Genomic DNA, 12,406 nt, shown 5'->3' on the forward strand with positions numbered 1-12,406 from the left:
CCGCGCCTGCCGCGGTCGCGGCACGCTTCTTGCCTCGACCCGCGCATGAGTCCCGAACTTGCCCTTACCGAACTGCGTGGCGGGCTGGTCGCCGTGCTGTACGTCGCCGGACCGATGCTGATCGCCGTGCTGGTGGTGGGCATCGTCGTCGGCGTGATCCAGGCCGCCACCCAGCTCAACGAGCCGACCATCGCCTTCATCGCCAAGGCGGTGGCGCTGACCGTGGTGCTGTTCGCCACCGGCAGCATGCTGGTGGCCTACCTGGTCGAGTACACCACCGCGCTGTACCAGCGCATCCCGCACCTGATCGGCTGAGGCGCCCGCCCATGGACGCCGCCACGCAGATGGTCATCGACGGACAGCGCGCCTTCGCGATGATCGGCGCGGTGCTGTGGACGATGCTGCGCATCGGCGCGCTGCTGATGGCGATGCCGCTGATCGGTACCCGCGCGGTGCCGGTGCGGATACGGGTGCTGCTGGCCGCCACCCTGGCGCTGGCGCTGGCGCCGCTGCTGCCGCCGGTGCCGGACTGGAACGGCTTCGATGCCGCGGTGGTGCTGAGCGTGGCGCGCGAACTGGCGGTCGGCGCCAGCATGGGCTTCATGCTCAAGCTGATCTTCGAGGCCGGCGCGCTGACCGGCGAGCTGATCTCGCAGGGCACCGGGCTGTCGTTCGCGCAGATGACCGATCCGCTGCGCGGCACCAGCTCGGGCGTGGTCAGCCAATGGTTCTACATCGGCTTCGGCCTGCTGTTCTTCGCCGCCAACGGCCACCTGGCGCTGGTGCAGCTGCTGGTAGACAGCTACCGGGCGCTGCCGGTCGGCACCGCGCTGCCGGACCTGCACGCCTTCGCCGAGATCGCCCCGACCTTCTTCCTGCAGGTGCTGCGCAGCGGCCTGCTGCTGGCGCTGCCGGTGATGGTGGCGATGCTGGCGGTGAACCTGGCGTTCGGCGTGCTGGCCAAGGCCGCGCCGGCGCTCAACCCGATCCAGCTCGGCCTGCCGGTGGCGCTGCTGCTGGGCCTGTTCCTGCTGGCGATGCTGTCCAGCGAGATCGGCCCGCCGGTGCAACGCATGTTCGACGCCGCCTTCGACGCCGCGCGCCAGGTCACGATGTAGCCGGCGCATGGCATGCTCCGGTTCAAGTCGCGGCCCGTTGCAGCCGATACCACACATGCGGCATTAACGACTTTCACGGCTCCAGATTCCGAGAAGCGCTTACCCCGACTAGTGACTGCACCCTTCCTCCAACCGGGTGACCCCTCCTTCCCTCCAGCGGCATGGCCCTGGCTTGCGTTCATCGCGCTGTGGCTGCTGCTGTCGGCGTGGCCGCTGCGGGCGCAGACCTACAGCTTCCGCAACTACGCGCAGGGCGACGGCCTGCAGGGACTGTCGATCACCGCGCTGTTCGAGGACGGCGAGCACGTGATCTGGGCCGGTACCGAACTGGGCCTGCACCGCTACGACCGCGAACGCTTCCAGCGGGTGGACCAGACCTCCGGCGTCGACAGCAACATCACCGCGATCGCCGCCGACGCCGCCGGACGCATGTGGGTGGGCAGCGTCAACGGCCTGTACCTGCGCGAGCGCAGCCGCTTCCGCCGCATCGACGCGCAGCGCGAGCACCTGTCGATCGACCTGGGCAACAACATCGCCGCCTACCGCGGCGGCGTCGCCGTGGTCAGCCGCCAGCGACTGCTGCAGGTGCGCCCCGACGAGGCCGGGGACTGGGAGATCGCGCCGCTGCCGCTGGACGGCGCCGCCGCGGACGAGCGCTTCAATGCGCTGTTCGCGCACAACGACACGCTGTGGATGGGCTGCGGCGAACGCCTGTGCCGGCGCGACGACCAGGGCGTGCTGCATCGCCTCGGGGCGGACGACGGGGTGCCGGCGGACCGCTGGGTCGCCTTCTTCATCGACCGCCAGGGCACGTTGTGGGTGCGCGGCCTCCACCATGTACTGTCGCGCCCGCTGGGCGAGAGCCGCTTCCGGCTGCACCCGCCGCCGCCGGGCAGCACCCTGAGCGCGCATGTCAGCGGCACCAACCTGGCCGCCGATGCCCGCGGCCGCGTCCTCACCCGCAGCGACGAAGGCCTGCTGCGCTGGAACGGCCAGGACTGGCAGGCCTTCGTCCACGGCCCGGGCAGCGGCCTGGCCCCCAACATCGGCCCGATCCTGGTCGACCAGGCCAACCACCTGTGGATCGGCACCCGCGGCCTGGGCATCCAGCGCTGGCTCGGCTACGACCAGATCCGCCACTGGGACGAATCGCAGGGCCTGGCGATGGCGCCGACCTGGGCCATCCTGCGCAGTCTGGACGGCGAGCTGCTGCTGGGCAGCGACGGCGGCGGCAACCGGCTCGATCCGGCCGGCGGCCGCATGCGGCCATGGACCGCCGACGACGGCACGGCGCTGAAGCAGCTGCTGCGCATGGCCCGGCAGGACGACGGCACGGTGTGGCTGGGCGAGACCTCGGGCAGGCTGCTGCGCCGCGACCCGCGCCACGGCGGCACCTCGGCGGTGGCCACGCTGCCCGGCGCCATCCTGAAACTGGCCGTGGCCGGCGACGGCACGCTGTGGATCGCCACCCGCCGCGGCATGTACAGCCTCCCGGTCGGGGCCACCGTGCCGCTGCGCGAGCCGCAGCTGCCCGATGCCGCCTTCAACGACATCGCCCTGGACCGCGGCGGCCGGCCGTGGACGCTGGGCAGCGCCGGGCTGTTCCGCCGGATCGGCGATCGATGGCACGGGGTGGATGTGCACGCCCAGCTGCCCAGTCGCGAGTTCACCCGGATATCGATCGCGCAGGACGGGTCGGCCTGGCTGGCGGTGGCCGCCGCCGGGTTGTGGCGCGGCAACCTCAGGGCCGATGGCGCGCTGCCGCTGCACCGCGTCAGCGACCCGCTGATTTCGCGGATCATGCCCTACGTGCTCGCCCACGACAGCCGCGGCTGGCTGTGGGTGGGCAGCAGCCTGGGCATCGACGTGTATCGCGACGGCCGCTGGGTGCGGGTCACCCAGAACGAGGGACTGCTGTGGGACGACACCTCCGAGGGCGCGTTCTTCGAGGATGGCGACGGCAGCGTGTGGATCGGCAACAGCAAGGGGGTGAGCCAGTTCACCGATCCGCTGCAGATGTTCGCCATCGCGCCGCTGCGGGTGCAGATCGCCAACGTGCGCCGCGGCGGGCAGCCGGTGCACGACGGCCAGAAGCTGCTGTGGGGGGAGGCGCCGCTGGAGCTGGACTTCAGCCTGCCCGGCTCGGTCACCGGCCCCGGCCGCACCCATTTCCGCTACCGCCTGCGCGGGCTGCAATGGCAATGGTCCCGCAGCACCCAGAACCACCTGACCTACAACCTGCCGGCGCCCGGCAGCTACCTGCTGGAAGTGCAGGCGATGGACGAGCAGCAGCGCAGCGTCAGCAACGTGGCCACGCTGTCCTTCGAACTGCTGCCGCCCTGGTGGCGCAGCCGCTTCGCCTGGCTGCTGTACGCGCTGGCCGCTGCCGGCCTGGTGCTGCTGTTGCTGCGCTGGCGCACCCGCCACCTGCTGGCCCGCGAGCGCGAGCTGCAACAGCTCGTGGCCGAGCGCACCGCCGAGCTGGAACGCGACAAGTCCGAACTGGAAGCCGCGCGCGCGGCGCTGTCCTTCACCGCGCACCACGACGAACTGACCAGCCTGCTCAACCGGCGCGGCATCCTCAAGGCGATGCAGGCGGAAATCGAGGTGGCCCGTGCCGAGGGCCGGCCGCTGGCGGTAGTGCTGATCGACCTGGACTACTTCAAGCAGATCAACGACCGCTACGGCCACCTGGCCGGCGACGCGGTGCTCGCGCGCATCGGCAAGCGCCTGAACGCCGGGCTGCGCGGCTCCGACCGCATCGGCCGCTACGGCGGCGAGGAGCTGCTGGCGCTGCTGCCCGGGCTCTCCCCCGGCGCCGGGAGCCGCCTGAACGCGCTGCACCAGACCATCAGTTCCACCCCCTTCGTCATCGACGACAAGGTCCTGGAAGTGACCTGCTCCGTCGGCGTGGCCTGGTACCGCCCCGGCGAGACCCTGGAGCACCTGCTGGCGCGCGCCGACGAGGCGCTGTACCGCGCCAAGCACAAGGGCCGCAACCGCATCGAGCTGGAATCGCCGGCCCCTTCGGCCTGAGAGGGGCAGCACTCCCGAAAACGCCAAGACGGGGCCCCGGTGTCGTCCGTCCGGATCGCGCCAGAGTCGCTGGCTCCCCGATTTCACGGGGACCACGATGGCCAAGCGCAGGGGCGCATGGATGCCGCGGCCCCGTAGCCCGGGCAGGCGCAGCGCACCGGGGTGATCGGGGTCCCGGGTGCGCTGCGCTCACCCGGGCCAAGCCTTGCCGTCGCAGTCCCCGCACCCGGTCGCCCGGCATGCACCCCGTGCGACGGACGCGTGGGGCGGTAGCCCTGGCTCGGCCTCGCCCGGCCGGCGCACGGGTCCTTAGCCATGGCTGCCGCCCCGGCTTCGCGCCATCGCGGCACGCCGCTTGCATCGTCGCCGTGGCCCCCTGCCCTGCAAGCGCGATGTCCGAGAACGAACAAGCCGGCGAACGCACCGAACAGCCCACCGAGAAACGCCTGCGCGAAGCGCGCGAGCAGGGCAACATCCCGCGTTCGCGCGAGCTGGCCACCGCCGCGGTGTTCACCGCCGGCGTGTTCGCGCTGATGGCGATGTCCGGCACGCTGGCCCGCGGCGCCGGCGGCTGGCTGCGGCAGGCGCTGTCCCCGGATCCGCAGCTGCGGCACACCCCGATGGCGCTGTTCGGGCACGTCGGCAGCCTGCTGCTGCAACTGCTGTGGGTGATGCTGCCGCTGATCGGCGTATGCCTGCTGGCCGGTTTCGTCGCCCCGGCGGCGATGGGCGGGCTGCGCTTTTCCAGCAAGTCGCTGGTGCCGGACCCGAAGCGGCTCAACCCGCTCAGCGGCATCAAGCGCCTGTACGGCCCGGAAGGCATCGCCGAGCTGGTCAAGTCGCTGCTGCGCGTGGTCTTCGTCGGCCTCGCCGCCGGGCTGTGCATCTGGCACGGCATGCACCGGCTGCGGGCTCTGGTCAACGAGCCGCTCGAGGCCGCCGCCGCCCACGGCCTGGCCTTCACCATGACCGTGCTGCTGGCCACCGCCGGGGCGATGGCGCTGCTGGCCGCGATCGACGCGCCCTACCAGAAGTGGAACTGGCTGCGGAAGCTGAAGATGACGCGCGAGGAACTCAAGCGCGAGATGAAGGAGAACGAAGGCAGCCCCGAGGTCAAGGGCCGCATCCGCCAGATCCAGCACCAGCTGTCGCAGCGGCGGATGATGGAGGCGGTGCCGAGCGCCGACGTGGTGCTGGTCAACCCCACCCACTACGCGGTGGCGCTGAAGTACGAGGGCGGCAGCATGCGCGCGCCCAAGGTGGTGGCCAAGGGCGTGGACGAGATCGCCTTCCGCATCCGCGAGATCGGCGAGCAGCACCGGGTGGCGGTGGTCTCGGCGCCGCCTTTGGCACGCGCCTTGTATCGGGAAGGCCAACTCGGCAAGGAAATCCCCGTGAGACTGTATTCGGCCGTGGCCCAGGTGCTGTCCTACGTCTACCAGCTGCGCGGCTGGAACGGCGGCCCGATGCCGTCGCTGCCGGACATCGAGCTGGATGAGTTCGGCCAGGAGCGCGGCGCATGAGCAGCCAACCCACGCAACTGAACGCGCGCAAGCTGCTGGACATGGTGCGCCACGGCCTGGGCGCGCCGATCATGGTGCTGGCGATGCTGGCCATGGTGGTGGTGCCGCTGGCCGCGCCGGTGCTCGATGCGCTGTTCACCTTCAACATCGCCATCTCGCTGATGGTGCTGCTGGCGGTGCTGTACGTGAAGCGGCCGCTGGAGTTCACCATCTTCCCGATCGTGCTGCTGATGACCACGATGCTGCGGCTGGCGCTGAACGTGGCCTCCACCCGCGTCATCCTGCTCAACGGCCAGGACGGCCACGAGGCCGCCGGCAAGGTGATCGCCTCGTTCGGCGAGTTCGTCATCGGCGGCAACTACGCCGTCGGCATCGTCGTGTTCGCGATCCTGACCATCATCAACTTCGTGGTCATCACCAAGGGCGCCGGGCGCGTGTCCGAGGTGACCGCGCGCTTCATCCTCGACGCCATGCCCGGCAAGCAGATGGCCATCGACGCCGACCTCAACGCCGGCCTGCTGACCCGCGAGGAAGCCAAGGCCCGGCGCGAGGAAGTGCGCGAGGAAGCCGACTTCTACGGCGCGATGGACGGCGCCAGCAAGTTCATCCGCGGCGACGCCATCGCCGCCATCCTGATCCTGTTCATCAACCTGCTCGGCGGCATGGCGGTGGGCATGCTCCAGCACGGCATGCCGTTCGGCCAGGCCGCCACGACCTACACCCTGCTGTCCATCGGCGACGGCCTGGTCGCGCAGCTGCCGGCACTGCTGGTGTCCTCGGCGGTGGCGCTGCTGGTCACCCGCGCCTCGCGCTCGCAGGACATGAGCCAGGCCATGATCGGCCAGGTGTTCGGCCAGCACCGCGCGCTGGCGGTGGCCGCGGCCATCCTCGGCCTGGTCGGGCTGGTGCCGGGCATGCCCAACGTCGCTTTCCTGACGCTGGCGGCGATCCTCGGCTTCCTGTCGTGGAAGATGTGGAAACGCAGCGTGGAGGCGCCAGCGGCCGACAAGGCCAGGGCCGACGCGCAGGCGCAGGCCCCGGCCGCGCAGGCCAGCGCCGAGCTGAGCTGGGACGAGCTGCGCCCGATCGATCCGCTCGGGCTGGAGGTCGGCTACCGGCTGATCCCGCTGGTGGACAAGAACCAGGGCGGCGAGCTGATGGCGCGGATCAAGGGCGTGCGCCGCAAGCTCACCCAGGACATCGGCTTCCTGATCCCGCCGGTGCACATCCGCGACAACCTGGAACTGCCGGCCAGCGGCTACCGCCTGCTGGTGCAGGGCGTGCCGGTGGCCAGCGCCGAGATCCATCCCGACCGCGAGCTGGCGCTGGACCCGGGCGGCGCGCTCGGCCCGATCGACGGCATCGCCGGCAAGGACCCGGCGTTCGGCCTGGACGCGGTGTGGATCCAGCCGCACCAGCGCGCCCAGGCCGAGTCTATGGGCTACACCGTGGTCGACCCGGCCACCGTGGTCGCCACCCACCTGTCGCACCTGATCCGCGAGCACGCGCCCGAACTGCTCGGCCACGAGGAGGTGCAGCAGCTGCTGGCCACCCTGGCCAAGAGCGCGCCCAAGCTGGTCGAGGACCTCACCCCCAAGGCCCTGCAGCTGTCGGTGGTGGTGCGGGTGCTGCAGAACCTGCTGATCGAGAAGATCCCGATCCGCCAGCTGCGCCGCATCGCCGAGACCCTGGTGGAGAACGCGCCGCAGAGCCAGGACCCGTCCGTGCTCACCGCCGCCGTGCGCACCGCGCTGGGCCGCTTCATCGTCCAGGAGATCGCCGGGATGTCGCCGGAACTGCCGGTGTACACCCTGGCGCCGCAACTGGAACGCGTCTTGCAGGACAGCACCCAGGGCAACGGCGCCGCGCTGGAACCCGGGCTGGCCGAGCGCCTGCACCAGAGCCTGGCCGACTGCGTCAGCCGCCAGGAGGCCAGGAACGAGCCGGCCGTGGTGCTGGTGCCGGGCCAGGTCCGCGCAGCGCTGTCGCGGCTGGTCCGCCACAGCGTGCCCTCGCTGTCGGTGCTGGCCTACAGCGAGGTGCCTGAGGACAAGCGGTTGAAGCTGGTGGGGACGATCAGTTGATCGTGCCGAGAATCGGGAATCGGGAGTGGGGAATCGCAAGAGCGGCTTCCCCTTAGAGGAGAGAGAACGATGGTCGCAACGAACACAGGCAGGATCCCCCGAAGGCCAGCACTCGCCGTGGCCCGGCTTTTCCCGATTCTCCACTCCCGATTCCCCATTCCCGGCTCCCAGCCATGAAGATCAAGCGCTTCGTAGCCCCCGACATGCGCACCGCCTTCCGCATGGTGCGTGACGAACATGGTCCCGACGCGGTGATCCTGTCCAACCGCCGCACCGCCGAGGGCGTGGAGATCGTCGCCGCCAGCAACTACGACGAGGACCTGGTGCAGCGCGCCCTGCAGGCGGCCCAGCCGCCGGCCGCGGAGTCCGCTTCCGCTCCCGCGGCCGCGGCGGCCCCGCTGCGCACCGCCGCGCCCTCGCCTGCCGAGGCGATGATCCAGGCGATCGGCCGCCGCCAGGAACAGCCCGCCGCGGCGCTGCAGGCGCCGGCGACGCCGCCGCAACAGGTCTCCGCCCCCCTGGCCCGGCCCGCCGCCGAGCCAGGCCCGGCGCCGGCCGCGATCGTGCACAGCTTCGCGCAGAAGCTGGCGCAGTCGCTGCCTCCCGCCCCGCCTGCGGCGCCGGCCGCGCTGGCGACAGTCCCGGCCGCGGCCCTGCCGGCGCCGCAGAACGACGAACAATTGACGCAGCTGCGCGAGGAACTGGCGCTGATGCGGCAGATGATCGAGCGCGAGATGAACCGCCTCACCGACGAGCGCCTGCGTGGCTCGCCGGTGCGCGCGCAGGCGCTGGCCCTGATGGACGACTACGGCTTCGACGCCGGCCTCACCCGCGACGTCGCCCTGCAGATCCCCGCCGACACCCCGCTGCCGCGCGGGCGCGGGCTGATGCTCGGGCTGCTGTCCAAGCGCCTGCCGATCGCCCCAGTCGATCCGCTCGACATCGGCGGCGTGATCGCCCTGATCGGCCCCACCGGCGCCGGCAAGACCACCACCATCGCCAAGCTCGCCGCGCGCTTCGCCGAGAAGCACTCCGCGCGCGACATCGCCCTGGTCACCACCGACATCCTGCGCGTGGGCGGCCGCGAGCAGCTGCACAGCTACGGCCGCCAGCTCGGCATCGCCGTGCACGAGGCCGACAGCGACGCCGGCCTGATCGCCCTGCTCGAACGCCTGGCCGACTACAAGCTGGTGCTGATCGACACCGCCGGCATGGGCCAGCGCGACCGCGCCCTGGCCGCCCAGCTCGGCTGGCTGCGCGCCGCCCGCCAGGTCACCTCGCTGCTGGTGCTGCCGGCCAACGCCCATTTCGCCGACCTGGACGAAGTGGCGCGCCGGTTTGCCGGCGCCCGGCCGCAGGGCGTGGTGCTGACCAAGCTGGACGAGACCGGCCGCCTGGGCAGCGCGCTGTCGGTGGTGGTCGACCACCAGTTGCCGATCACCTGGGTCACCGACGGCCAGCACGTGCCGCAGGACCTGCACCGCGCCAATGCCGCCAGCCTCGTATTGCGCCTTGAAGATTTGCGGCGCGCTGCCGATAAGCCCAGTACTCCGGAGCAGAACCATGCCGTCGCGTGACTACGCCAAGCTGACCACCACCTTCCCGCTGTCGGCGACCCGTACCGAGCCCCTTGGCCCGGTGCGGACCATCGCCGTGAGCGGCGGCAAGGGCGGCGTCGGCAAGACCAACATCTCCGCCAACCTGGCGGTAGCGCTGGCCGAGATGGGCAAGCGCACCCTGCTGCTGGACGCCGACCTGGGCCTGGCCAACATCGACGTGATCCTGGGCCTGACCCCCACCTTCACCCTGGCCGACCTGGTCGCCGGGCGCTGCACCCTGGAAGAGCTGCTGATCGTCGGTCCCGGCGGCCTGCTGATCGCCCCGGCCGCCTCCGGCCGCCGCCACATGGCCGAGCTCAAGCCGGCCGAGAACGTCGGCCTGGTGAACGTGTTCTCCGAGCTGGAGCGCGAGCTGGACGTGATGGTCATCGACACCGCCGCCGGCCTCACCGACAGCGTGCTGACCTTCTGCCAGGCCGCGCAGGACACCGTGGTGGTGGTGTGCGACGAGCCGGCCTCGATCACCGACGCCTACGCCCTGATCAAGGTGCTCTCGCGCGAGCGCGGGGTGGACCGGGTGCAGATCGTGGCCAACATGGTGCGCGACCTCAACGAGGGCCGGCTGCTGTACGACAAGCTCTCGCGCGTGTGCGAGAAGTTCCTCGGCGACGTCTCGCTCAACTACCTGGGCTGCGTGCCGCAGGACGACTGGCTGCGGCTGGCGGTGCAGCGCCAGCAGCCGGTGGTCAAGGCCTACCCGGCCAGCCCGTCGGCCAAGGCCATCGCCGAGATCGCCCGCCGCACCGCGCGCTGGCAGGCGCCGAGCGCACCGCGCGGCGGCGTGGAGTTCTTCGTCGAGCGCATCATCCAGCGCGGGGTGGCCGCATGAACGCCGCCGCCCAGTACAAGGCCGTCCAGCGCAACCACGGCAACGACATCGTCACCCAGCACGCCGACCTGGTGCGCCGCATCGCCCACCACCTGGCCGCGCGGCTGCCGGCCAGCGTGGAAGTGGACGACCTGATCCAGGCCGGCATGATCGGCCTGATCGAGGCCTCGCGCAGCTACGACTCCGAACAGGGCGCCTCGTTCGAGACCTATGCCTCGATCCGCATCCGCGGCTCGATGATCGACGAGATCCGCCGCGGCGACTGGGTGCCGCGCTCGGTGCACCGCCGCGCCCGCGACGCCGCCGCGGCGATCCGCAGGATCGAGCAGGCCAGCGGCCGCGCCGCTTCGGCCAACGAGGTCGCCGCCGCGCTGGACATGCCGCTGCCCGAGTATCTGCGACTGATGGAGGATGCCTCGCGCGGCCAGGTGCTGAGCCTGGAGTCGCGCATCGAGGACCATGGCGAGCTGGACACGCCGAGCAAGGGCGGCCCCAATCCGCAGCAGATGCTGGAGCGCAGCGAGTTCGGCCGCGAGCTGGGCAAGGCCATCGGCCTGCTGCCCGAGCGCGAGCAGCTGGTGCTGTCGCTGTACTACGAGCAGGAACTCAACCTGAAGGAAATCGGCGCCGTGCTCGGCGTCAGCGAATCGCGCGTCTGCCAGATCCACGGCCAGGCCGTGGTGCGCCTGCGCGGCCGCCTCAAGGCCTTCGAGCTGGCCGATGCCGGCGTGGCGGAGGAAGAATGAGAGCGGACTCGGGGTTCGGGATCGGGGATTCGCAAAGGCGGCCAGCCTGGCCCGGCCCGGTGGTCTGTGCCCGCTCTTCGTCGATGTCCTCGACGCTCCCGGCGCAGTGTTCTCACCGCCCGCGGGGACCCGCTGTTGCGAATCCCCGATCCCGAATCCCAGCCCCACAAACCCAGGAGCCTGAAAAACAGTGAACAAGAACATGCGTATCCTGATCGTCGACGACTTCTCGACCATGCGCCGCATCGTCAAGAACCTGCTCGGCGACCTGGGCTACAGCAACACCGCCGAGGCCGAGGACGGCCACAGCGCGATGGCGGCGTTGCGCTCGGCACCCTTCGACTTCGTGGTCACCGACTGGAACATGCCCGGCATGACCGGCATCGAGCTGCTGCGCGCGATCCGCGCCGACGACAAGCTCAAGACCCTGCCGGTGCTGATGGTCACCGCCGAGGCCAAGCGCGAGCAGATCATCGAGGCCGCGCAGGCCGGCGTGAACGGCTACATCATCAAGCCGTTCACCGCGCAGACGCTGTCCGAGAAGCTGGCCAAGATCTTCGAACGCCTGGCGGCAACCGCATGATGGACACCGTCAACCAGGACACCCTCGCCCAGGAACGCGTCGCGCTGGTCGAACGCCTGCAGGGCGCGCTGGACGCGCTCGAACGCGGCGACGAGGCCGGCTGGCGCCGCGAGATCGACACCCTCGCCGCCTGGCGCACGCGCCCGATGATGCAGGGGCTGAGCCGGCTCGCGCGCGAGCTGGGCCAGGCGCTGGGCGAACTGCCCACGGTGCCGGACGAGGCCGGCGAGCTGGACGATGCCTGCTCGCGCCTGGACCACGTGGTGGAGATGACCGAGCAGGCCACCCACCGCACCCTGGACCTGGCCGAGGAATGCCGCGCGCTGACCGCGCAGTTGCGCGCGGACGGCCTGGAACCGGCGCAGGACGCCGTACTGGAGCAGATCCGCCACAACCTCACCGAGATGGCGCTGACCCAGAGCTACCAGGACCTCACCGGGCAGATCATCCGCCGCGTGGCCGGCATCGTGCGCCGGGTGCACGAGGGTTTCGGCGCCCTCGGCCTGCCGCCGAAGGAACCGGAACCGGGCAACAAGCTGGCCGGCCCCGCCGTGGCCGGGCTGGACCGCCACGCGGTATCGCAGGACGACGCCGACGCCCTGCTCTCCGGGCTGGGACTGTAGGGCCTGCCGACGCCATGGGAATCCTGATTGCCCAGATGCCCCGTCGTAGCGCCGAGCCCGCTCGGCTGGGGGCGGTGCCGATAAAGCGCCAGCCGGGCAGGCTCGGCGCTGCGACGCAGCAGGATGCGCCATCGCGGCAACCAGGTCGGAACAGGCCACGCCGTACGCGTGTGCATGCGGGGCAAGCAAGAACGAGGAAATCCATGTCGACAAACCACCGAGTGATGAAACAGCACCGCGCGCAA

10 protein-coding genes are annotated in these 12,406 nt (G+C 71.0%); all 10 read left to right on the top strand.

What is annotated here, in order from left to right:
- The first annotated feature begins 45 nt into the window (after positions 1–45).
- The 10 genes from LRX76_RS13570 (at position 46) to LRX76_RS13615 (ending at position 12,161) form a co-directional block, all read left to right on the top strand.
- Positions 46–315, top strand: coding sequence for a flagellar biosynthetic protein FliQ (locus tag LRX76_RS13570; protein WP_231806098.1), 270 nt, complete (start codon positions 46–48; stop codon positions 313–315).
- Positions 316–326: 11 nt separating this feature from the next.
- Positions 327–1,118 (top strand): flagellar biosynthetic protein FliR, encoded by a 792-nt coding sequence (fliR, locus tag LRX76_RS13575; RefSeq protein WP_231806100.1) that lies wholly within the window; start codon positions 327–329, stop codon positions 1,116–1,118.
- A gap of 111 nt (positions 1,119–1,229) precedes the next feature.
- Positions 1,230–4,154 (top strand): diguanylate cyclase, encoded by a 2,925-nt coding sequence (locus LRX76_RS13580; RefSeq protein ID WP_231806102.1) that lies wholly within the window; start codon positions 1,230–1,232, stop codon positions 4,152–4,154.
- 392 nt (positions 4,155–4,546) lie between these two features.
- A complete protein-coding gene (gene flhB, locus LRX76_RS13585; RefSeq protein WP_231806104.1) occupies positions 4,547–5,677 on the top strand; it encodes a flagellar biosynthesis protein FlhB in 1,131 nt (376 codons plus the stop codon).
- Entirely contained in the window at positions 5,674–7,761 is a 2,088-nt protein-coding gene (gene flhA, locus LRX76_RS13590; RefSeq protein WP_231806106.1) for a flagellar biosynthesis protein FlhA, read from the top strand. The genes flhB and flhA overlap by 4 nt, the downstream gene beginning before the upstream one ends.
- A gap of 173 nt (positions 7,762–7,934) precedes the next feature.
- Positions 7,935–9,338 (top strand): flagellar biosynthesis protein FlhF, encoded by a 1,404-nt coding sequence (gene flhF, locus LRX76_RS13595; RefSeq protein ID WP_231806108.1) that lies wholly within the window; start codon positions 7,935–7,937, stop codon positions 9,336–9,338.
- Positions 9,325–10,209, top strand: a complete 885-nt coding sequence (locus LRX76_RS13600) for a P-loop NTPase (RefSeq protein ID WP_231806110.1) — start codon at positions 9,325–9,327, stop codon at positions 10,207–10,209. The genes flhF and LRX76_RS13600 overlap by 14 nt, the downstream gene beginning before the upstream one ends.
- Entirely contained in the window at positions 10,206–10,955 is a 750-nt protein-coding gene (locus LRX76_RS13605) for an RNA polymerase sigma factor FliA (RefSeq protein WP_231806112.1), read from the top strand. The genes LRX76_RS13600 and LRX76_RS13605 overlap by 4 nt, the downstream gene beginning before the upstream one ends.
- A gap of 190 nt (positions 10,956–11,145) precedes the next feature.
- Complete coding sequence (gene cheY, locus LRX76_RS13610) at positions 11,146–11,538, top strand: chemotaxis response regulator CheY (protein WP_231806114.1); 393 nt, start codon at positions 11,146–11,148, stop codon at positions 11,536–11,538.
- Complete coding sequence (locus tag LRX76_RS13615) at positions 11,538–12,161, top strand: protein phosphatase CheZ (protein WP_231806116.1); 624 nt, start codon at positions 11,538–11,540, stop codon at positions 12,159–12,161. The genes cheY and LRX76_RS13615 overlap by 1 nt, the downstream gene beginning before the upstream one ends.
- Positions 12,162–12,406 lie beyond the last annotated feature (245 nt).

The sequence above is a fragment of the Stenotrophomonas sp. MMGLT7 genome (assembly GCF_021168555.1).
GTDB lineage: Bacteria > Pseudomonadota > Gammaproteobacteria > Xanthomonadales > Xanthomonadaceae > MMGLT7.

Excerpts from the sequence above, each read along its gene's own strand:
- LRX76_RS13570 (WP_231806098.1), top strand. The coding sequence starts at position 46 with ATGAGTCCCGAACTTGCCCTTACCGAACTGCGTGGCGGGCTGGTCGCC.
- fliR (WP_231806100.1), top strand. The coding sequence starts at position 327 with ATGGACGCCGCCACGCAGATGGTCATCGACGGACAGCGCGCCTTCGCG.
- flhB (WP_231806104.1), top strand. The coding sequence starts at position 4,547 with ATGTCCGAGAACGAACAAGCCGGCGAACGCACCGAACAGCCCACCGAG.
- flhA (WP_231806106.1), top strand. The coding sequence starts at position 5,674 with ATGAGCAGCCAACCCACGCAACTGAACGCGCGCAAGCTGCTGGACATG.
- flhF (WP_231806108.1), top strand. The coding sequence starts at position 7,935 with ATGAAGATCAAGCGCTTCGTAGCCCCCGACATGCGCACCGCCTTCCGC.
- LRX76_RS13600 (WP_231806110.1), top strand. The coding sequence starts at position 9,325 with ATGCCGTCGCGTGACTACGCCAAGCTGACCACCACCTTCCCGCTGTCG.
- LRX76_RS13605 (WP_231806112.1), top strand. The coding sequence starts at position 10,206 with ATGAACGCCGCCGCCCAGTACAAGGCCGTCCAGCGCAACCACGGCAAC.
- LRX76_RS13615 (WP_231806116.1), top strand. The coding sequence starts at position 11,538 with ATGGACACCGTCAACCAGGACACCCTCGCCCAGGAACGCGTCGCGCTG.